At 53.2% G+C, this 21366-nt stretch carries 24 protein-coding genes; 11 read left to right on the forward strand and 13 right to left on the reverse strand.

Annotated features, from left to right (window positions below; genetic code table 11):
• Positions 1–13: 13 nt before the first annotated feature.
• The 3 genes from FH871_RS02435 to FH871_RS02445 are packed head-to-tail and all read left to right on the forward strand — an operon-like array spanning position 14 to position 2147.
• Complete coding sequence (locus FH871_RS02435; RefSeq protein WP_138989736.1) at positions 14–670, forward strand: SGNH/GDSL hydrolase family protein; 657 nt, start codon at positions 14–16, stop codon at positions 668–670.
• Between the two features lie 36 nt (positions 671–706).
• Positions 707–1702, forward strand: a complete 996-nt coding sequence (locus tag FH871_RS02440) for a bifunctional heptose 7-phosphate kinase/heptose 1-phosphate adenyltransferase (RefSeq protein WP_138989737.1) — start codon at positions 707–709, stop codon at positions 1700–1702.
• Between the two features lie 4 nt (positions 1703–1706).
• Positions 1707–2147 carry a GNAT family N-acetyltransferase gene (locus FH871_RS02445; protein ID WP_138989738.1) on the forward strand — a complete coding sequence of 147 codons (441 nt, stop codon included), beginning with the start codon at positions 1707–1709 and terminating at the stop codon, positions 2145–2147.
• A gap of 11 nt (positions 2148–2158) precedes the next feature.
• Here FH871_RS02445 and FH871_RS02450 read toward each other — a convergent pair whose 3' ends face one another.
• Both FH871_RS02450 and hemE read right to left on the reverse strand, forming a co-directional pair.
• Complete coding sequence (locus tag FH871_RS02450) at positions 2159–2392, reverse strand: hypothetical protein (protein ID WP_138989739.1); 234 nt, start codon at positions 2390–2392, stop codon at positions 2159–2161.
• A complete protein-coding gene (gene hemE, locus FH871_RS02455) occupies positions 2389–3423 on the reverse strand; it encodes a uroporphyrinogen decarboxylase (protein WP_138989740.1) in 1035 nt (344 codons plus the stop codon). Before hemE ends, FH871_RS02450 begins: the two co-directional genes overlap by 4 nt.
• Before the next feature lie 189 nt (positions 3424–3612).
• Between hemE and FH871_RS02460 the strand changes: the two genes are divergently transcribed.
• From FH871_RS02460 to FH871_RS02470, 3 genes are all read left to right on the forward strand, one after another.
• The gene (locus FH871_RS02460; RefSeq protein WP_138989741.1) at positions 3613–4167 is read left to right on the forward strand and encodes a TetR/AcrR family transcriptional regulator; all 555 of its coding nucleotides are present in this window, start codon (positions 3613–3615) and stop codon (positions 4165–4167) included.
• 83 nt (positions 4168–4250) lie between these two features.
• Positions 4251–5492 (forward strand): beta-ketoacyl-ACP synthase II, encoded by a 1242-nt coding sequence (fabF, locus tag FH871_RS02465; RefSeq protein ID WP_229316964.1) that lies wholly within the window; start codon positions 4251–4253, stop codon positions 5490–5492.
• Positions 5493–5603: 111 nt separating this feature from the next.
• A complete protein-coding gene (locus FH871_RS02470; protein ID WP_138989743.1) occupies positions 5604–6161 on the forward strand; it encodes a hypothetical protein in 558 nt (185 codons plus the stop codon).
• Between the two features lie 9 nt (positions 6162–6170).
• On the opposite strand, the gene lgt is transcribed toward FH871_RS02470, so the two are convergent.
• The 8 genes from lgt to FH871_RS02510 form a co-directional block, all read right to left on the reverse strand.
• Positions 6171–7031, reverse strand: a complete 861-nt coding sequence (gene lgt / locus FH871_RS02475; RefSeq protein ID WP_138989744.1) for a prolipoprotein diacylglyceryl transferase — start codon at positions 7029–7031, stop codon at positions 6171–6173.
• Positions 7032–7044: 13 nt separating this feature from the next.
• The gene (locus FH871_RS02480; RefSeq protein WP_138989745.1) at positions 7045–7242 is read right to left on the reverse strand and encodes a hypothetical protein; all 198 of its coding nucleotides are present in this window, start codon (positions 7240–7242) and stop codon (positions 7045–7047) included.
• Positions 7239–7736 (reverse strand): RNA polymerase sigma factor, encoded by a 498-nt coding sequence (locus tag FH871_RS02485; protein WP_229316968.1) that lies wholly within the window; start codon positions 7734–7736, stop codon positions 7239–7241. The genes FH871_RS02480 and FH871_RS02485 overlap by 4 nt, the downstream gene beginning before the upstream one ends.
• 75 nt (positions 7737–7811) lie before the next feature.
• Positions 7812–8081, reverse strand: coding sequence for a DUF167 domain-containing protein (locus FH871_RS02490; protein WP_138989746.1), 270 nt, complete (start codon positions 8079–8081; stop codon positions 7812–7814).
• Positions 8082–8087: 6 nt separating this feature from the next.
• Positions 8088–8477 carry a tautomerase family protein gene (locus tag FH871_RS02495; RefSeq protein WP_138989747.1) on the reverse strand — a complete coding sequence of 130 codons (390 nt, stop codon included), beginning with the start codon at positions 8475–8477 and terminating at the stop codon, positions 8088–8090.
• A gap of 46 nt (positions 8478–8523) precedes the next feature.
• The gene (locus tag FH871_RS02500; RefSeq protein ID WP_138989748.1) at positions 8524–9696 is read right to left on the reverse strand and encodes an AIR synthase related protein; all 1173 of its coding nucleotides are present in this window, start codon (positions 9694–9696) and stop codon (positions 8524–8526) included.
• 3 nt (positions 9697–9699) lie between these two features.
• Positions 9700–10668, reverse strand: coding sequence for a kelch repeat-containing protein (locus FH871_RS02505; RefSeq protein ID WP_138989749.1), 969 nt, complete (start codon positions 10666–10668; stop codon positions 9700–9702).
• Positions 10669–10768: 100 nt separating this feature from the next.
• Positions 10769–11752 carry a Gfo/Idh/MocA family protein gene (locus FH871_RS02510; RefSeq protein ID WP_306439226.1) on the reverse strand — a complete coding sequence of 328 codons (984 nt, stop codon included), beginning with the start codon at positions 11750–11752 and terminating at the stop codon, positions 10769–10771.
• 90 nt (positions 11753–11842) lie between these two features.
• Between FH871_RS02510 and FH871_RS02515 the strand changes: the two genes are divergently transcribed.
• The gene (locus FH871_RS02515; protein ID WP_138989750.1) at positions 11843–12691 is read left to right on the forward strand and encodes a DUF481 domain-containing protein; all 849 of its coding nucleotides are present in this window, start codon (positions 11843–11845) and stop codon (positions 12689–12691) included.
• 95 nt (positions 12692–12786) lie between these two features.
• Positions 12787–13314, forward strand: coding sequence for a PAS domain-containing protein (locus tag FH871_RS02520; protein ID WP_171062737.1), 528 nt, complete (start codon positions 12787–12789; stop codon positions 13312–13314).
• Between the two features lie 18 nt (positions 13315–13332).
• On the opposite strand, the gene FH871_RS02525 is transcribed toward FH871_RS02520, so the two are convergent.
• Positions 13333–15771: a TonB-dependent receptor plug domain-containing protein gene (locus FH871_RS02525; protein WP_229316972.1), complete on the reverse strand. Its 2439-nt coding sequence runs from the start codon at positions 15769–15771 to the stop codon at positions 13333–13335.
• A 113-nt stretch (positions 15772–15884) separates the two neighbouring features.
• Between FH871_RS02525 and FH871_RS02530 the strand changes: the two genes are divergently transcribed.
• Both FH871_RS02530 and FH871_RS02535 read left to right on the forward strand, forming a co-directional pair.
• Complete coding sequence (locus FH871_RS02530) at positions 15885–16535, forward strand: oxidoreductase (protein ID WP_138989753.1); 651 nt, start codon at positions 15885–15887, stop codon at positions 16533–16535.
• A 3-nt stretch (positions 16536–16538) separates the two neighbouring features.
• Positions 16539–18464 carry a hypothetical protein gene (locus FH871_RS02535; protein WP_138989754.1) on the forward strand — a complete coding sequence of 642 codons (1926 nt, stop codon included), beginning with the start codon at positions 16539–16541 and terminating at the stop codon, positions 18462–18464.
• Here the strand turns inward: FH871_RS02535 and FH871_RS02540 are convergent.
• The gene (locus tag FH871_RS02540; protein ID WP_138989755.1) at positions 18461–19699 is read right to left on the reverse strand and encodes a DUF6786 family protein; all 1239 of its coding nucleotides are present in this window, start codon (positions 19697–19699) and stop codon (positions 18461–18463) included. The two genes, FH871_RS02535 and FH871_RS02540, sit on opposite strands and share 4 nt — an antisense overlap.
• Before the next feature lie 86 nt (positions 19700–19785).
• Here FH871_RS02540 and FH871_RS02545 point away from each other — a divergent pair, with 86 nt between their 5' ends.
• Positions 19786–20226, forward strand: a complete 441-nt coding sequence (locus FH871_RS02545) for a GNAT family N-acetyltransferase (RefSeq protein WP_138989756.1) — start codon at positions 19786–19788, stop codon at positions 20224–20226.
• A 3-nt stretch (positions 20227–20229) separates the two neighbouring features.
• Here FH871_RS02545 and FH871_RS02550 read toward each other — a convergent pair whose 3' ends face one another.
• Complete coding sequence (locus tag FH871_RS02550) at positions 20230–21288, reverse strand: CHC2 zinc finger domain-containing protein (protein ID WP_138989757.1); 1059 nt, start codon at positions 21286–21288, stop codon at positions 20230–20232.
• Positions 21289–21366: the final 78 nt, after the last annotated feature.

Genomic DNA, 21366 nt, shown 5'->3' on the forward strand with positions numbered 1-21366 from the left:
TAAACGATCCTTTATGAAAAAATACCCGCTCCTATTTCTGTTAACCGTTGTTATTCACTATGTTTCGTTCGCCCAGGAAGCCGTTCCCTTTGAAAACGAGATCAAGGCTTTTGAGGAACAGGACCGCAGCGCGTCGCCCCCCCAGGACGTGATTCTGTTTACCGGCAGTTCGTCCATCAAACTCTGGCAAACCCTTCAGGCCGATTTTCCGGATAAAAAAGTGCTCAACCGCGGTTTTGGCGGTTCCAAATTGACCGATGTCATTTACTTCGCCGACCGCGTGACGGTTCCCTACAAACCCAAACAGATTGTGATTTACGCCGGAGAAAACGACGTCGCCAGCGGCACCGTGACGGCACAGGAAGTGCGCGACCGGTTTGTTACGCTGTTTACGAAAATCCGGAAATCGTTGCCCCAAACACCCATCGTTTTCATTTCGATGAAGCCCAGTCCCTCGCGCCGGAAGTTTTTGCCGGTTACGATGGAAGCCAACGCCCTCATTAAGAACTACATTGCCAGACAAAAACAGGCGCAATACCTGGATATTTATACGCCCATGCTCGATGCCAACGGCCAGATTCGGGGCGAACTGTTCCGGGCCGACAGCCTGCACATGAGTCCGAAAGGCTACGAAATCTGGACGGCCAAACTGAAACCGCTCCTGAAGTAAGAAGGATTAAAACCAAACGCATTGACCAGTACCGCATTGATTAACACCGCATCCCTGGAAGAAATTTTTGAAGCGTTCAATTCGCTCCGCGTCCTGATCGTCGGCGACGTGATGCTCGACTCCTACGTCTGGGGTCGCGTGGATCGGATTTCGCCGGAAGCCCCCGTGCCGGTTGTGACCGTCCAACGGCGGGAATTGCGGTTGGGCGGGGCCGGAAATGTGATTCTGAACGTCCAGGCACTGGGGGCCGAACCCATCATTTGCTCGGTGATTGGAACCGACGAACCGGGCGACCGGCTGATCGGTCAACTCCAGGAAAGCGGCTTAAACTGCGACGGACTGATTCGGAGCGATTCCCGCATGACCACCATCAAGGAGCGGATCATGGCCGGTTCGCAGCAGGTGGTTCGGGTGGATACGGAAACCGATCAATACATCTCCGAATCGGAACGGAATCTTCTGATTGCGAAAGCAAAAGCGCTAATCCCGACGTGTCAGGTAGTTATTTTTCAGGATTACGACAAGGGCGTGCTGAGCCAGGAAGCCATTGCCGAGATTACAGATTTTGCCAACGAACAGGGCGTTCCGACCGTGGTGGACCCCAAGAAACGGAACTTTCTGGCCTACCACCACACCACGCTATTCAAGCCCAATCTGAAAGAGTTGAAGGAAGGTTTGAAAATCGACTTCGATGTAACGAAAACCGCTGAATTTCAAGCAGCTATCGACCAGTTGAAAGCCCGAATGAATTTGAAAGGCGCGTTGATTACCCTCTCGGAGCGGGGCGTTTTTATCGATTTTCAGGGGGAAATTCACCGGTTTCCGGCCCACATCCGCCAGATTTCGGATGTGTCGGGCGCGGGCGATACGGTCATCAGCGTAGCGGCCTGTTGCGTGGCCCTCGGATTGCCGCCCCGTTTCATCGCCGGTCTGTCGAACCTGGCCGGGGGGCTGGTCTGCGAATCGCTGGGCGTCGTACCCATCGACAAGCAACGGCTGAAAACGGAAGCCATCAAGGAAGCACTATTGTAAACCAATGGAAGTTCAGAAAGAAAACTACACCATTTCGACCGATCCGGCGCGGCTCCAATTTGAGGTCATTTACGATTTTCTGACCAACCGCTCCTATTGGGCCACCGGCATCAGCCGCGAAACGCTGCAAAAGCAACTAGACCACACGACCTTGCATTTTGGGCTCTATGATGGCGAAAACCAAATTGGTTATGCGCAGGTGCTGACTAATTTTACGTCCTTTGCCTACCTCGGCAACGTTTTCGTGCTGGAAGACTACCGTGGACAAGGGCTGTCGAAGTGGCTCATGGCGACCATTCTGGCCCATCCTGAGTTGCAAGTCATCCGGCGCTGGCTCCTGGCCACCCGCGACGCCCACGGTTTATACCGGCAATTCGGTTTCACGGAACTCACCAAACCGGAAACCATGATGGAGAAATTCGACGATTCGGCCATTCGGCGCTGAAACTGACGAATTTACTCCGCCTGCCTTCTGATTTCGTTGATGTAATCGTCGGTGTAGTCTTTGCCCCGGTTGTTGTGATAGCGCCAAACTACTTTGTAATTGGAAATCACGGCAACCGGCTGAATTTCTTTGTCTTTTACACCCTGTTCCAGGTACTGAATCGCTTCTTCTGTTGTTTCAAATTGCTGAATTTCCGCTTCGGAATGCCGGGTAAATACGGCATCGGCTTTCTTCTTCTCGCTCATGCGGTGAATTCTTTTACGGTTTCAATAAAATACTTGACCTTCTGCGGATCGGTATCGGGATAGACCCCGTGACCCAGATTGGCAATGTACCGCTGCGTTCCGAAGGTCTGCAGCATCTTCGTCACTTCCGTCTTGATCTGACCATAATCGGCATACAAAACACAGGGATCGAGATTGCCTTGCAGGGTTTTGTCCGGAATCAACTGCCGTGATTCGGCCGCGTCCATGTTCCAGTCCAGCCCCACCACCGAGCAATTCAACTGCCCGATTTCCTGCCGCGCGAAAAACGCGCCTTTCGCAAAAACCGTCACCGGAACGCTGGTGGTTTCGGTCAGGGCGTCGCAAATCTGTTTGATGTAAGGCAATGAAAACGTCCGGTATTGATCGGGCGACAAAATACCGGCCCAGGAATCGAAGATTTGCACCAGATCGGCACCCGCCCGGATTTGGGCTTTCAGGTAATCGATCGTGCTATCCGTAATTTTTTGCAGCAAGGTGTGCGAAAAGGCCGGATCGGTATACAGCAATTTCTTCGCTATCGAGAAGGTTTTGGAGCCTTTGCCTTCGGTCATGTAGCAAAATATCGTGAACGGCGCCCCCGCAAAACCGATCAGCGGAACGCGGCCATTCAGCTCTTTTTTAACGATTTTGATGGCATCCAGCACATAGGCCAGATCGCTTTCGGCATCCGCAACCTTGATGCGATCCAGCTCCTGCCGGTTGCGAACGGTCTGCGGAAAAACCGGGCCCCGTTGCTCGGCCATTTCGTATGGCAGCCCCATTGCTTCCGGGATTACAAGGATATCCGAGAAGATGATAGCAGCATCAACACCCAGAATATCAACGGGCTGAATGGTGACTTCGGCGGCTAACTCCGGCGTTGTTGCCAGTTTGATGAAGCTCCCGGCTTTCTCCCGAACCGCCCGGTATTCAGGCAGAATCCGGCCAGCTTGCCGCATCAGCCAGATGGGAACACGTTCTACGTTTTCGCCACGGGCGGCCCGTAGAAACAGGTCATTTTGTAAAATCATGTTGCAAAGATAGTCTGGTTAAAAGGTTATTTCGCAGAGTTTAGCGGAGTTTAAAGGAGTTTCGCAGAGAAAAACTTCGCTGAACTCTTCTGTACTCCGCTCGGCTCTGCAAAACAACAATTTCAAAACATCGCTATTTTTGTCAAACAAACGTTTGGTAAAAATATACCAATCCTTTACCTTTACACCATGCCAGTTCAGAAAGTCACGCGGGAGGAAATTTTGCAGAAAGCCATGCTGGTTTTCAAACGGCAGGGCTACCACCGAACCACGATGGAGGACCTGGCGCAAGCCTGCGGTTTGTTAAAAGGTAGTTTTTACCACTACTTTCGCAGCAAGGAAGTTCTGATGAAAGAAGTGCTGCTGTATTTCAATGCGGTTAACGAAAAGCAGCTTTTTTCAATTGCTTATGATGAGGATAAGCCTCCGAAAAAGCGGCTGGAACACCTGCTCGATGCCTTGTTCAACGGCATTGTGCGGTCGGAAGGGGGTTGCCTGATGGGTAATACGGCGCTGGAAACGTCTTTAGTCACCGAAGCGTTTACCGAACCGTTGCGCGTTCATTTTAACAATGCTCTGGCAGCACTCGCACACCTTTACCGGACGAACCATCCTCCGGAAAAAGCGCGTGAACTGGCCGAACAGGCTACTGCCGAAATCCAGGGCTCTCTGGTCTTGATGAAAGTGTTTGGGAATGAACAAGTGCTGACCGACTGCCGGAATCGCGCCGTCGAACGTCTGTAAAGTCACCTTATACCGTGACTGGCAGGCGGTTAAAAAAAACTATTATCTATTAAAAGACCGGATGAATGAATCCGGATGATCAAATGAAAAGAGTCGTCGTAACGGGATTAGGGGCTTTGACGCCCATTGGAAATACCGTAGAAGCATATTGGAACGGACTGGTTCAGGGGCGCAGTGGGGCGGCTTTGATCACCAAATTCGATACCACGTTGTTTAAAACCAAGTTTGCCTGCGAGGTGAAGGGCTTCGATCCCCTCCAGTTTCTGGATAAAAAAGAGGCCCGCAAAATGGACGAATACAGTCAGTATGCGCTGGTAGTAGCCGACGAAGCCGTCCGGGATGCACATCTGATTGAGGATAAAGTCGACCAAAACCGCGTGGGTGTTATCTGGGCGTCGGGCATTGGCGGGATGTACAGCTTTCAGGAGGAGGTCATTGCCTACGGCGCCAGTGGCCGGAATCCGCGCTTCAATCCGTTTTTTATCACCAAAATGATCGCCAACATGGCATCGGGCCTGATTTCGATCCGGTACGGTTTTCGGGGCGTCAACTTTGCACCGGTCTCGGCCTGTGCCTCTGCGACGCACGCCCTGATCGATGCCTTCAACTACATCCGGTTGGGCAAGGCCGAGGTGATCATCGCCGGTGGTTCGGAAGCGGTCGTTACGGAAGTCGCCGTCGGTGGGTTCAACGCCATGAAAGCCCTGTCGGAACGCAACGACGACCCAGCCACGGCGTCGCGCCCGTTTGATACCAACCGCGACGGTTTTGTGCTGGGCGAAGGAGCAGCCGCCATTGTTTTGGAAGAATATGAACACGCCAAAGCGCGGGGTGCCAAAATTTACGCCGAACTGGTGGGTACCGGTGCCACCGCCGATGCTTACCACATGACAGCCACCCACCCCGAAGGTCTGGGTGCCACGCTGGCGATGAATGAAGCCCTGCGGGAAGCTAATCTAAAACCGGAAGATGTTGACTATCTGAATGTTCATGCCACCTCAACGCCGGTCGGTGACCTCAGCGAAGCCCAGGCGATTCAGAAAGTGTTTGGGCAGAATCCGGCACGGCTGCACCTGAGCGCCACCAAATCGATGACGGGACACTTGCTCGGAGCCGCCGGAGCCATCGAAGCTGTTGCCGGTATTCTGGCGATCCGGCACAACACGATTCCGCCCACGATCAACTTGCAGGAGCGCGACGAACGCATCAGTTCGGACCTGAATCTGACGCCCAACGTGGCCGTTCAAACGCCGGTGAATGTGGTCATGAGCAACACCTTCGGCTTTGGCGGACACAACGCGATTGTGGCCTTTCAGCGGGTGTAAGATCACCATAACAACCAAACCACCACAACATAGGCAGAGTCTTTGAGACTTTGCAGGTTTTTATATCTCCTACTATTTCCTAATTTCACCCAAATTAGGAAATAGTAGGAGATGCCAGCCATCGAAAAAGACCTCAAAAAAGAAATTCTGAAACTGCCGCCGGGCGAGAAAGACAAGTTGTTGCTGCGGCTGATTGCCAAAGACAAGGACCTGGTCGAACGGCTGCATTTTGTGCTGATCGAGGGCGAAACCACAACCGAGGAACGGCGGCACAATCTGAAAGAGAAAATTGCCGAAACCGCCCACGGACACTACACCCACCCCGACGGCTGGATGTTGAAAGCCCTGCGGTCGCTCACGTCGGCGATTGCCCACCACGTCAAAATTACGAAGGACAAGTACGGCGAAGTTGAACTGAACATCTACATCCTGACGGCATTCTTCAACGTTCAGCCGAGCCTTTTTGCCCATCTGAACCACCACAACCAGAACTCCTGCGCCTTTGTGGCCAAAAAAGCGGAGACGATTTTGAAAAAACTCCAGAAGATCGATCCCGATTATTATATCGAATTTGAAACCGATGTCAACCAGGCACTCGATTTCATTTATACCCACGGGCCGGGGCTGTATGCCCGACAGCTTGGCCTGCCGAAACAGTGGAAACCCTAGCACCGAATACTAGCAGTTTACAGTCAAAACCGGTCGGTTTTGACGTCTGATAACCAACAAAATGATAACACCCACCAGAATGGCCGGGATACTCAGAATCTGACCCATGTTAAGCACCATAGAATTCTCAAAATCTTCCTGACTGGTTTTCAAAAATTCGACCAGAAACCGGAAGCCAAACAGGAGGATCAGAAAGATGCCGGTTATAAAACCGTTGGGAAGTCGATAGCGTTTCTGCTTCCACAAGGCGAAGGTCAACGCGAGCAAAAACAGGCAAAAAAGCGACTCGTAGAGTTGCGTGGGATGACGGGGCACCAGGGGCAGCAAGGCCGGGTCGGTTTCCCGAACAAACACAAAACCCCAGGGCAGTGTGGTCGGTTTTCCGTAAATCTCGGAGTTCAATAAATTCCCCAGCCGAATCAGCGCTCCACCCAGGCTGACGGCAATTACCAACCGATCGACGACCCAAAGAAAAGGTTGATCGCTTCGCTTTCGGCTGTAGAGATACAATGCCACAGGAATAACGATTGTCGCTCCGTGGCTCGCCAGTCCTTCAAACGGTAAGCTTAGCATGGATGTTAGCCATCGACCGGGCTGAGCAACGAGTAACTCCCACTCGTAGAACAGGTAATGGCCCAGTCGCGCACCAATCACCGTTGCCAGCACGACATACAGCATCAGAATTTCCAGGTCTGCAACCGGTTTCCGGTCCCGTTTATAGATATAACGCATCACCAGTTGACCACCTAAAAAACTGGCAGCAAACAACAACCCGTACCAGGCAATCGGCCATTCTCCCCCAAAAATAGCCAGGGTATAAATGCGGGGATCAAAGTCCCAAATGATAAACACCAATGATTGAGAAAGCATAGAAATCAGGAGATTAGCAGCCCGTGGTGATGCCCAATAAAAAAAGGCTGACACAAAAATTAAGGGCCGCGTGTTGATATGGTTTATACCACGGATAGACGACGGTTTTCAATTGAATCAGGCGCAGAAGTTCATCCTCACTCCACTGGGATTGTTTGCCCACCTGATCTTTGTAGGCATTCCAGATCGGTTTCAAGTCGTCAGTATTCATAGCAATTGTTTTTTTAATAGCTGACCCAACCGGGTTTTAATCCGATTGATTTTCGTACTAACATTTGTCCGGCTCATCGCCAGAATTGCCGCCATTTCTTCGTAACTGTGTTCGTCCAGGTAGAGCATAATTATGGCTTTATCGACGTCTGACAACTGGCTAATGGCCTGATACAATGCCTGCGTTAATTCATTGTCAGCTTCCGACATCGGAAGTTGAAAGTCCTGCTCCGAAAAAGGCACACGCTCGGGTTGCGCTTTATCCTTCCGGATTCGGGCAAAAACCGTGTTGAGTGCTACGCGGTAAATCCAGGTGGAGACTTTGGACTGGTGATTAAAGGAAGGATAGGACTTCCAGAGTTGCAGTACGATTTCCTGAAAAAGATCCTTTCGGTCTTCCGGCAACCGATAGTACAGGCTGCAAAGGCTGTGGATCAGCTTCTGGTGTTGTGCCATGAGCTGCACAAATTCCTGTTGTATGGATGCTTTGGCCACAGACGAAGTCAACGAATGGATTCAGGGGTATTGGTTGCCGAAAGTCTGAAAAAGTCACACACAGCTTGACTTTTTTTAATTGACGCCTTCCAAACCCGACAAGACCTTCGCAACAACATCTCCTTCTGCACTGATTTCCAGCCGTTTGTGAGGATTTGTAAAACCGGAAATTATTTCAACCGAAGATTTAGATATTCCGAACTGACGCGCCAGAAATTCGACCAGATACGCATTGGCCTTGCCGTCCTGCGCCGGAGCTTTGATTTTGGCGTTCAACTGCCCGGCCGCGTCGAAAAAAAGTTTGTCGATTTTGCTGCCGGGTTTCACTTTCAGATGCAGCACCATAGACGGTTACACGTTGATTTCATAATTGATCGCTGCTTCATCACCGGTTTTCCCCCGAAAGCCCCAGTTAGTTGCGGGACTTTCCAGAATGCAAATTTCGATGTCGGCCAGGGCCAAGCCAATTTGCTGGCTGATACGCTCAAAAAGCAGGTTGATCAGCTTCTTTTTCGTCTCCATCGTCCGGCCTTCAATCATCAGAATTTCGATGATGATGTACTTTTCCGAGCGACCTTCCGGCATGAAAAAATCCTCCGGTTCAAGATACAAAAACCGGTGGGCGCGTTTGTTTAGTGGAAATTGCAGCGCATCGACCACACAGGAATGAATCACATCCGACAAGGGATTTCGGATGGCCCGCAACGGTTCCTGAAGCCCGTAAATCTTGACCTGGCTCATGGTGAGGGACAAGAGAAGTTAGACAAGAGACAAAAGAAGTATTCTTCTAATAGACAAACGTTCCGACTTCGCTCTGCACCGTCACGCGTTTTCCTTCAAATGCGTCAACGCGACCAATGATCCGGCCTTCGATGCCGAACTGGGCGGCAATGTCGATCACGCGCTGGGCGTTCGCTTCGGATAGGTAGATTTCCAGCCGGTGACCCATGTTGAACACCTTGTACATTTCCTGCCAATCCGTGCCGCTTTCCTGCTGAATCAATGCAAACAAAGGCGGTATCGGAAAGAGATTATCCTTTATAACATGCAGGTTATCAACAAAATGCAGCACTTTGGTCTGGGCTCCCCCGCTGCAGTGCACCATGCCGTGTATCTGCGGACGCAGCTCATCCAGCAGGGCTTTCGCAACGGGCGCATACGTCCGCGTTGGCGACAGAATCAACTGCCCGACATTCAGACCGGTTTCATCAACCGGGTCGGTTAACTGCTTCGAACCGCTGTAGACCAGGCTCCGGTCCACGGCGGGATCGAAACTTTCGGCGTATTTGTCGGCCAGATAATGCCCCAGCACATCGTGCCGCGCGGAGGTCAGGCCGTTGCTGCCCATCCCGCCGTTGTAGGTGTTTTCGTAGGTCGCCTGCCCGAACGACGCCAGGCCGACCACTACATCCCCGGCCTGAATCCGGTCGTTACTAATCACTTCATCCCGACGCATCCGGGCAATTACCGTACTGTCGACAATGATCGTCCTGACCAGATCACCCACATCGGCGGTTTCGCCCCCGGTGCTGGAAATGTCGATGCCGTGTTGCCGCAACATCGCCAGCACCTCTTCAGTCCCGTCAATAATTTCGGCAATGACTTCGCCCGGAATGAGGTTTTTGTTCCGCCCAATGGTCGACGACAATAACATCGGGCCGGTGGAGCCCACGCAAATCAGGTCGTCGGTATTCATCACCACAGCGTCCTGCGCAATGCCCCGCCAGACCGACAGATCACCGGTTTCTTTCCAGTACAGATACGCCAGCGACGACTTGGTGCCAGCGCCATCGGCGTGCATGATGGTGCAATAGTCCGGGTCGCCCGCCAGCGCATCGGGAACAATTTTGCAGAACGCTTTGGGAAAGAGCCCTTTATCTAAGTTGGCAATGGCTTTGTGGACGTCTTCTTTGGAAGCCGAAACACCCCGTTGCGCGTAACGATCAGTTGGTTGATTCATTGGTTATTTTAAAACTTCGACGGTATTCAGTTCCGGACCACCGCCGTGGTTGGCCGATCCGGCCAGGATATAAATGTGATTTTTATAGACCACCGCCTGTGTACCGTGCCGTCCTTCGTTCAGTTTCGGCCCCGACGTCCAGCGGTTGGTTTTGGGGTCGAGAATCTCGGCTTCATTGTGCGACAGCAACTGTTCGCTTTCCCCCCCGATTACCCACACTTTGTTGTCTTTCGTCACCGCCGTGCTGCCCGCCCGCAGCGTCGGGAAATTGCTTTCGGCAGGCAGGGTTTCCCATTTGCCGGTTTTGAAATCATAAACATCCACTTCCGGCATGGTCGTATCGATCACATGCCCGGTTTTGGCCGACGAACGGCGTCCACCCGCCAGATACATTTTGGTTCCAACCACGGCGGCACTGATGTGATCACGCGAGCGGGGCGCGTCGGCCAATTGTTTCCAGGTGTTGGTTTTCGGATCGTATTCGTCCAGGCGGGAAACGTGGCCGTCAAAATGGCCGTCGATGATGCCGCAAACCATGTAAATCTTGTCGTTATACACCACCACGCCGGCCGATCCGCGCAGTTGGTCTTTCGGAATTTCCGGCCCTTTGCGCCAGACGCCGGTTTTAGGGCTGTAAATATAAATGTTCGGAATGGGCGTTTCGTGCGGGTATTTCCCCTCAAACGCGCCCATCACGTAGATTTCGCCTTTGTAGTTAATGGCCTGAAAGTGGTTCATTTCCACCGGTGGCGTCGGCAGTTTTTTCCACATCAGGGTCTTGAGGTTCAGCGCTTCCAGCGGTTTCATGCCGCGACCGCCGATGGCATACAGACTATCGCCAACGAGGGCGGCTGCGTTTTCGTGGCGCTTTTCGCACTCGTTTTTATACTTGACCTGCTCCCAGGTTTGAGCCACCACCCAGGAATGACTCAGGAGCATCAGGACGGAAAAGGCAAGGCGTTTTCGGTTCATAACAATAGGGGTTTTGGGGTTACAGTTTTCGGTTGGCTGACGCATTCTTCATTCTACGATAGCCAGCATGCGTCAGCCACTGAAAACTGTAAACCGTAAACTATTTATCTTCCTCATACACAATCCCCGCTTCGGCCCGTACGGCATCCAGCAAACCGATCAGGTTCAGGCTGTCGTCGAGCGACCACAACGGACTTTCGGTTTTTTTCTGGCGCAAACAGTCCGAAACGTGTTCAGCTTCGTAATCATAACCCCAGGTTGTCCGGGCAAAGGTAAACGTCTGCGGCTCCCCGTCTGCGGGTTGGAGAACGACGGAATCCCCTTCGTGGAAGCGACCGGGTAAATACAAATTTCCGGTTTCGCCGTACAGCACTGCGTCGGTTTCGGTTTTCGATACTACCGTACTATTCAAAACCGCCAGTTGGTTTTCTGCGTAAGTCAACACCATGCCGCATTGTTCATCGACCCCCGTTGAACCAAAAACCGCCGTAGCTTTAATCGTTTGGGGAACACCTAGAAATGCGTACGACAAAAATAGCGGATAAATCCCAATGTCCAGCAGTGAACCACCGCCCAACGCCTTGTTGTACATCCGTTTTTCGGGAACAACGGGCGCAATAAATCCAAAATCCGCCCGCAAACCTTTCACGCGCCCAATCGCCTGATTTTCGGCCAGTTCCCGGGCTTTCTGCACCGACGGCATAAACCGGCTCCAGAGGGCTTCCATCAGAAACACCTGCTTCGACCGCGCCGTTTCGACCATCTGCCGAACCTGACCGGCATTCATGGCAAACGGTTTTTCACACAAAACCGCAATGCCTGCATTCAGGCAAAGAAGCGTGTTTTCGAAGTGGTGATTGTGCGTCGTGGCGATGTAGACCACGTCCAGGCCCTCGCAGCTCAGCAGGTCTTCGTAGGAACCGTAGGCATGTCTGGCACCGTATTGGGCCGCAAACGCATCGGCCCGTTCCTGGCTGGTGGAAGCCACCGCGAGCAGTTCGACATCCGGGACGGTTTGGAGATCCTGAACAAATTTATGGGCAATCCGGCCCAGGCCGAGAACACCCCAACGAATCACGGCCATAAGCAGGGCAATTGAATCATTTTGGGAACAACTGTAGACCAAATGTACGGCATCAGGGGTTATAGACAAGAAGCCATCGTATTTTTGCCTATGACTTTCTTTAAAATCAGCCTTCTATTCGGCCTGTTTTTACCCCTAACGGGCCACGCTCAAGTTGTTACGCCAGACACCCTGAAACCGGCGGCAGCCGTTGACTCGGTCGCGTCGGATTCTACCGCCCGCCTGAAAAAAGAGGAAGCAGCCAAGGCGGCACCCGTCGCAGCCAGCGATCCCACGGGTTTTCACTACAAAATTACGGCCGACGGCACCGTGACTGCCGGGAACGTCAACCGGGCGTTGATTCAGGTCGGCGGAGCGTTCGACTGGGCGGTGAGTCAGCTTTTCCGGTTCGCCAGCAACCCATCTTTTGCCTACGGACGCCAGAACCAGCAGTTGAATGAACGGGAAATTCTGGCCGATTTTCGCACGACTTACCTCCACGAACGCAAGTTTTATTACCTCGGTTTTGGGGCCGTCGAAATCAGCAACCTCCGCAAAATCCACCAGCGGCTCACCGGCGGAGCAGGCGTTGGCTACAAACTGCTCAGTCGCAAGAACGCCTACCTGTCCGTTACCAATGTGCTGTTATACGAATACACGGATTTCATCACCAACTCGGCTGAGGTGCAGGATGTCAACGTGTTACGAAATTCTACGCGGATTTTTGGGGAATACCAGTGGGATCAGGGCCGGTATTCGATCAGCCACACGGTTTTTATGCAACCGGCCCTTAACCAGCCCAACCTCCGCTGGAACGGCAATCTGGCTTTTCAAATCCGGCTGACCTCGCTCATCGGCGTACGCACGGCGGTTCAGAATTCGTATGAAAGTGTGGTGGCCGCGGGGCGGAAAAACAACGATTTCCGGTGGACAACGGGCCTGGTACTGGAGGTAAAATGACCGGTATTGTTGGTAACCATCCACAAACCGCTTATCTTTTCCACTTTCGTGAACTCACCCACACTATACGTAACTGCCCCCACAGGCCCATTTTCATGAATTTGAACCAATCCTACACGGACTACCTACAGCACACGTCGGCTTCGGCGCGGCCTTTTCCGGCGGCCTGTCTGGAAGTGTTTTTGCTCGACCAGGCTCAGGATCGTCAGCACCGGCGCGAAGTGGACAGACTGAACGAATTCGCCGAGGTTTTTGACTGGAAACTTACCCGCGACTACGAAAAGGCGCTCAATGACGGCTACACGCTCATCGTTTCGAACGCAGCCCGGTCGATTCTGTGGGTCAGCCACCGGTTTCTGGCCATGACGGGCTACACCCCCACGGAAGTCATTGGCCGGACACCCCGGTTTTTGCAGGGACCCAATACCGACCCCGCCCGTATCCGTGAGCTATCGAACGATCTGGCGCTGGCCCAATGTACCAAACGTACCCAACCCATTTTTCAACGGCTTGTCAATTACCGAAAAGGCGGTTCGCCGTATCTCTGCGACATTGAAATTGACCCGATCTGGAACAGGCAGGGGGAGCTGACCCACTACATTGCTCTCGAAAAAGAGGTGTAAAAGACGGGACAAAACCGCTTATTTCACCTCAAAAACCGCCTTTCCAACACCCGGTCGGCCGTCGGTCGAAGCGCCTTCGGCCACCACCCGAACCGGGGTGCGGGCATCGGATGCAAAAAAGGTAAGCCGGGCTTTCCCATCATCTCCGGTTTGGATCATCGGCGCCCAGTGCAGGGTCGACCGGAAATCCGGCCGGACGTGCTCGGGTTTGGGTTCGTCGTAACGCGGGGCATAAAACGCCCGGACGGCCTGATACCCCGGCACCACCGCCACCAGCGTTCCGGGCGACTTGTCCTTGGTGTAGTCATAATCCGGTGAGCCGCGTTTGGTATACACGGCAATCGCTCCGCCACTCGCCCGGCTACCGAAGATCGTGGCCGAAGCGCCTTTCAGCACGTCGATGGACTCCACATCATACACCGACACCGTCAGGATACTTTCTTTGGAAACCGGCATGCCGTCGATGAGAAACAGCGGTTCGACCACCCCCGCAAAATTGGCGGCACCGCGAATCTGAACGGTTGGATTCATGGCACTGCCCGATACGTTGACGCCCGCAACCCGTCCCCGCAGCATGTCCAGCACCGTCATGGCTCCGCCCGTCATGGTTTGATCCACTTTGATGGTATTGCTGGCCTGCCCGTAAATTTTCCGGGAGTCCGTGGGAGCTTCCCGCTTTTTACGAACCGTTACTTCTTTCAGTAAAATCTCCCGGTTTCGCCGGATTTGCTTTTCAATTTCCTGGTATTCCTTCACGTGTTTCAAGTAATCGGCCAGTTCATCCCGCTGGAAAACCAGGGGGTTGTACGGTATTTTCGTCAGCTTCACCGTTGGTTTGACGAGGTTATCGAGTTGAATTTCCACATTTCGATTATTCTTGCCCATCACCGCCTGAATCATCACCCGCGTCGAATCCTGAAACGACAGGCCGTATACGCCGAAACGACCGTTTTCGTCCGCTTCGCCCGACAGGATGTCACGGCTGCTATCGGGCTGCATCACCAGCACCGTCAACGTGACTTTGCCGGGCGTTTTCTGGTTGGGCCGAACCACCCGGCCCGACAGCGTCAGCCCCTGTTCGATCAGATACTGCGGAGCCGGATAGGTTTCCTGCAATACCTCTTTCCAGACAAACCGACGCCAGCCCTGGGTCATCATCAGCACATCCAGATCCGGCAACCGCTCTTTGTTCGCGGGATCGAAATAATAACCGGGTTGCTCCACGCTGCCTTTCAGGTCGGAGTTGAGCAGCAGATGAGACACCAGATCGGCGGCATACGGTTCTTTGTCCGGCACCTGGCCGGCATCGGTGGCCGCCAGCGCAAGGTTGGCCCGGACCGGCTTTCCCGACTCATCCGTCACGGAAACGTCCAACTCCACTTTCTCGCGCGGACTGAACGTGGGTTTAGACGGTTTTACGTGAATGGTCAGGCGGTTATTTTTTTCGATAAAAATGAGTCGCTCACAAACCGGCTGGTTGGCTTCGTCAAACAAGGTCAACTGCGAAATGCCTTCGGGGAACAATTGCCGGGGAATCTGGACCACGACGGCCTTTTTCGTGACCTCCCCCTGCGCTGCCTGAACGGCTTTCCCCCGCGATTGTGCAATCACGGTAAACCGCCCCTGAGCGCTGGCCGGTTTGTTGTTCCGGACGTAGATGCGCACATTTTCGCGGTTGGTGATGTTATCGACCACCATCATATACCCTTCCGGCTGGGCGGCTGGCAACGGATATTGATGCGTACTGCCATCGCCGAGTTTAACAAAAGCCGTATAGGTCTGACCGGTTTCCGGTTTGATCGAAAAATAACCCATGCCCAGGTGTTTGGTCGAAAAACCGGTGACCGTATCGCCCGCCGAACTCAGCACAAAACCGGATGTTTCCAGCCCTTTTCCCGCCGGACTCACCATTTTGAAAGCCACCCGCCCCTCGATTCCGTTCACCAACTGGCCTCCTTCCGGAAAAAACTGCACATCCGGTTGCAGCGAACCCGGCGAAGTGGTCATGGCCTGAACAGGTCCAACATCGGTCCGTAACAGCGTCAGCGGTTTGCTGAAAAAATAGTCTTCCGGAAAGTTCCGCATCCAGCCCGTGTAGGCCCGCAGCAAATAGGCACCCGACGGCAACGAGTCGCCCAGGGCAATATCTCCGGTGGCATATCCGTTTTCTGCTTTTAAAATTCGGTGAACCACCACTTTCTGGCTCTCGATTTGCAGCAGGTCCACATACAGAACCTTGCTGACAGAATCGGCCAAATGCGACGGCCCATCGAACAAATAGCCTTTCAGCCAGATCGTTTCGCCAACGGTATAATACGGTTTGTCGGTCTGAACGTAGACTTTTTCTTTCGGGTAGGCCGTATTGAACGCCTGTAGCCGTTCGACCAGGTAGACCGGAAAGGTGTCATCGGCCAAACTGAAGGCCAGCAAAACCGATGCGGCTACAAACCATCCCATACGTCGAATCGAAGCACTTAGTAGATTCATTTAGTAGTTTTTCGAAATAATGTGGTAAAAAAACAAATACTCGCTCATAAATTAGCAATCTTAATGGCCACTAACCCTAAATAATGACAAAGCCCACTCTTAAAACCGCGCTTGTTGTTGGAGCGACTGGTCTTGTTGGAAATGTATTGACCCATCGCCTGCTGGATTCTTCGGCCTACGAAAAAGTAAAAGTGCTGGTCCGGCATTCGTTAGGGTGGCAACACCCCCGTTTACAGGAAATCCAGTATGATTTTGATCATCCGAACGGTTTGCTGGTGCAGGCCGACGACATTTTTTGCTGCCTCGGCACCACCATGAAAAAGGCGGGGTCCAAAGATGCTTTTCGAAAAATTGATTATAAATATCCATTAGACGTTGCGCAACGGGCTTTGGTCAACCGGGCGAAGCAATTTTTTTTAGTTTCTTCGATGGGAGCCAATCCGGATTCGTCGATTTTCTACAACCGCGTCAAGGGCGAACTGGAACGTGACCTGGCCGCCCTGAACTATCCGGCCCTGTTTATTTTCCGGCCTTCCCTCCTGCTCGGCGACCGCAATGAATTCCGGTTGGGCGAACGCATTGGGGAAGGGTTGATGAAGTTGCTCAATCCCCTGATTCCCGCCAAGTACAAAGGCATCCGGGTAGAAAGCGTGGCCAACGCCATGTTTCAGAAAGCCCAGGAAGGACTGACCGGGAAGCACATCATCGAATCGGATCAGTTGCAGAATTACTAACCTATGCACGCTCCTTCCCTGATTCTGTACGGCCAGCCCGAGCCGCTGCCGGAAGCCCGTATGCTCCGCGCCGGGCCGCTGACGATGCGGTATGAACACGGTTTTCTGCGGTACATCCGCCTGGGCAACCACGAAGTTCTCCGACTGATTTACCACGCCGTCCGCGACCCCAACTGGGCCACGGCCCCGATGGTGATTGAAGACGAAACCATTGACCAACGGGCCGATTCGTTTCATATTCGTTACACCAGCGTGTGCCGGAACGAAACCGTCCACCTGCGCTGGCAGTGCGAAATCATCGGCGAACCGGACGGAACGATCCAATTCAATATCGACGGCGAAGCCCTTGCCGACTTCCAGCGCAACCGCGCCGGTTTCTGCATCCTGCATCCCATTCCCGAATGTGCCGGCCAGCCCTGCACCCTCACGCACCCCGACGGCAGCCAGACGGTCGCTCCGTTTCCGGAAGGGATCAGCCCCCACCAGCCTTTTCTGAACATTCGGGAGATGCAGTGGCCGGTTTCCAACGACGGCTCGGCGGTTTTGTGGTTTGTAGGCGATGTTTTCGAAACCGAGGACCAGCGCAACTGGACCGATGCTTCGTATAAAACGTATTGTACGCCCCTTTCGCGTGCGTTTCCGGTGCTGCTCCAAACCGGTGATACCCTCCAGCAATCGGTTGAACTCCGGCTGGTCGGTTCGTTTTCCAGCCCGCTGGATATAGAATCCAATCCCTCCGAAACCGTTCTTACCTTTGATTCTGAAACGCTTCCACTGCCCGCCATCGGGCTGGGTGCCAACCCGGAAGCGCTGACGGATTCGACGGTGCGTCTGCTCAAAGAAGCCCGCTTCCATCACCTGCGCGTGGAAGTTAACTTTCAGCACCACGACTGGCACGGGACTTTCCGGAAAGCCGTCGACGATGCGATTCTGCTGGATTTAAAGCTCGAATTGGTTTTGATTTTCAACCAGTTGGCCAATTACGAGCTGTACAGTTTTTTGAAAGAACCGGTCGACCCGTCGCTGGTTTATTCCGTAACGGTTCTCAGTAATTTTGCCAAATCCACCCCGGCGACGTTGTTGCATGAAGTGACGTCGCCCATTCGTCAGGCTTTTCCCGATGCGCAGATCGGGGCGGGAACCAACGCTTTTTTTGTGGCCGTCAACCGGCAAACGCCACCACTCGAAACCGTCGATTTCCTCAGCTACGCCATCAGCCCACAAGCCCACGCGGTTGATCATCTGACGCTGATGGAAAATACCACGGCCCAACCCGACACCGTCCGGGATGCCCGGCACTGGACGCCGAACGTTCACGTTTCGCCCGTCACGCTGCGACCGCGTTTCAATCCCGACGCAACCGGCGACGATGCCGATTCGGCGAGTCATCAGATGCCTTTTTCGACAGATCCCCGGCAAATGTCGCTGTTCGGAGCCGCCTGGACGCTAGCCAGTCTGAAAGGGCTGATTCAGGCCAAAGCGCGTTCCGTTACCTATTACGAAACCGTAGGGGAAGAAGGTATTGTACAGGGCGATTATCCGTCGGCTTACCCCAATCAGTTCTTTGCCGAAGCCGGTATGGTTTTTCCGCTGTACTGGATTTTTCGATTCGCAAACGGTTTTCGGGAAGGCAGGGTGATGCCGACCACCAGCAGCCAGCCGTTTAAGATTGAAGCCCTGTGTCTGCAAAAAGACGACAAAGCGATCTTAATCCTGGCCAACCTGACCGAAGAACCGCAAACGGTTTCGGCTCCGATGACCCGGACCGTCAGGGTGCGGACGCTGGACGAATCCTCATTCAGGGAAGCCTGTTTTTCGCCGGAATCCTTTTGGAAAGCGTCGGGCGAAAGTCTCATTCCTGAGAATAATGAGCGGTTGCGGTTTAGCTTACCCCCATATGCAACGATTTTCGCGGAATGGGAGCGTTAGAACGCATTTACAATTTCCGCTAACGTCACTCCCAGCCATTGCCGCGCCATTTTGTCGAGTTGCGGCTCATCACCCTGGATGTGCAGCGTCGTGTGCGTATGCGTCAGGCGACCACCGGGCGCGAGCGCAGCAGCGGGCGATGAGCTTTCCAGTTCGTAGAATTTTCCCATCTGCGGCTGGCCCGGTTTCATCGGCCCGTCGTTGTAGGCATTGGCAACATCCCCCGCATACGGTTCTTTCTGAATTTCCCAGGCCGAATTGACGTAGTCGCGGTTGGACGGATCGAACGTAAATGTGACCAGCGTGAGGGTTTGGGAACCGGGATCGTAGCTGCCGAGCCGGTTTTTGACGCGGGCGGGCGGCACCCCGATTTTACCGCGCGCATCGGCATCTGCCTTAAAGAAAGCCACGCTGTCGTTCACCACCAGCCGCGACGCCGGTATTTTGCCAAAATAACTGTCGTTGATGGCCTGCCCCGGGCCGGGTTGAAACGGCACCACAATCGTGGCTTCCGGCGACGCGTTGAACATGCCCAGAATCCAGACCGACAAGAGCCCTTTTTCTTTCGTCCAGGGCTCTTTTCCGGTGTTGATCAGGGTATTGACGGATTCGACCCCCACGATCTTCAGCGAGTCGTTTAAAAACGCGCCCGTTGCGCCCAGGATCTGACTGATCTGCTCCGCGCGCAACAGCCGGACTTCACGCTCCACACCGACACTAAACTTTGTCCCGGTATAATTCGTCAGTTCAAAGGCTTTCGTAAACCGGGCCGAACGCGCATCTTTCGACGCCAGCACGAACGGTTCGGAGTCGATGGCTGCGGGCGTTTGCCAGTCGTCACCGGTAAATTTTGCACCTGGTTTGAAATAAATGGCAAATTGTCCACCTTCCGGCCCCAGCCAGAAGCGGTCTTCTCCGCCGAACGCATTCATGTGCGGCAGTAATTTCCCCGACTGAATCAGCTCGCGGTTAATCCAGCCGTAGCTCGTTTCACCATCGGCGGTGCTGGTCATGATCCGTCCCTGATACGCCGGACAGATGAGAACCTGGGATTTACCATCTTGAAGGATCACTAAATCGGGGTGGTATTGCTGGAGAAAAGCTGCGTCGGAAGCAAACATGCGGGTTTGGGTGGTATCGGTTGGGGATGTTTTTTCTTCGTTGGAAGAGGTCGATTGGCAGGACAGCGCGCCCGCCAGGAAGGGTAAAACTACCCAAAGACTCACTTTTTTCATTATTTGGCTTAGGATTTGTCAGAATTTTCCGAAATTAACCACTTCTTATTCACTTCCCGAAAACCTCATTTAATCTTTCTCCGAATATGACCTTCGAGGCAACCATTCGCCCGGCTGATTATCAGGATGTTGGAACGCTTTACCGTTTCATTTGCGAACTGGAAGAAACCCAACTCAATGCGGTGGCGTTTCGGGCGGTATTTCAACGGAACCTCACCGACAAACGGGTGCATTATTTAGTCGCGGAAGTCAACGAAGATATTGTTGGTTTCATTAGCTGCCACGTGCAATACCTGCTGCACCATACCGGCAAAGTGGGCGAAATTCAGGAGTTGTACGTGATGCCGGAATACCGCAACCAGCAGATTGGCCGCCAACTCGTTGCCGCGATGGAACAACTCGCCGAAGCCCACGGCTTTGTCAATCTCGAAGTGACGGCCAACCAGAAACGGACGCACACGCACCGGTTTTACCAGCAACTGACGTTCCGGCCCTCGCATTTCAAGTTTGTGAAGGAGTTTCAGTAGGACTTACTCCCGCTTCGAAAAGTAATCATTCACGTCTTTATAGCCTTCTTTCACCGTTTTGGTGCGGGTCGAAATGCGGTATTGGCTGAACAAATCGCCGTATTCGCGGGCGGCTTTTTGCCCGGCGGCATCGTTGTCGAAGTAAAAACAGACTTCGAACCGCCGGAAGAGTTTCATCCACTCCCGTTTAAACATCGTCGCGCTGCCCAGACTAACGGCGGGCATACCTTCCTGCATCAGCGTCATGCAGTCCAGCGCGCCTTCGGTGACGTAGAGCGTTTGCCCGGTTTTGATCAGGTCGGTTACATCCGCATTGAACAACTCGACCGGAACGCCACTCAAAAACTGATACCGGGATACGGTTTCGGATGGATTTCGGATCACCCGCCCCTGCAAATAAACGATGCGGCCCTTTCGGTAATACGGAATGATGATCGGATGCCGGTAAAAAATCAGGTTGCCTTTTTCGTTGAACAACCCGCATTCCTGTAAATCCGGCAACGTGTAGGTTCTTCGCAGTTGCGCCTGTGCCGCCTGGTAATCATTGACGGTGAACAGGCGAAACTTTCGCAAGGTGGTTTCTGAAAACCCGCGACCGACCAGATACTGCCAGGCATCCTCCCGCACCGCATTGGCGGGTTGCAACGCACAAATCCGCTGAAAATCCTCGTAAATCGTACTGTGCAGCGGTTGGTAGACGTAGGCATTCGTGTCAGACGGTAAGGCCATTCTCGTCGGTTTTGCAGAAACCGGCACCTGTATTTTGTTCAGATGGCCTTTCTTATACAGTTCTGGCTTGTAGTCGGGCAGGTAATTGAACGCCAGTTCGTGCATGGCTGCCGCATATTCCAGCTTGGCCACTCCGGCGTAGAAGTTGATGACATCCCCGTGTTTGCCACATCCAAAGCAGTGGTACGAGTTGGTCTGCGGATAAATGACCAGCGACGGTGTTTTTTCGGCATGAAACGGACACACGATCTTGCGGTTTTCGTACAGTTCATACCCCAGATCCGTTACTACGCGGACGATGTCGATGGTTCGGGTTTGCGTGAGCAGATCCATTTAGTATACCATTTGGCTCTGCATGTTAACAAAAAAACCGGACATCCAAGCAGGTGCTTTGATGTCCGGTTTTTTTGT

This window comes from Larkinella sp. C7 (genome assembly GCF_006149005.1).
Classification (GTDB): domain Bacteria; phylum Bacteroidota; class Bacteroidia; order Cytophagales; family Spirosomataceae; genus Larkinella.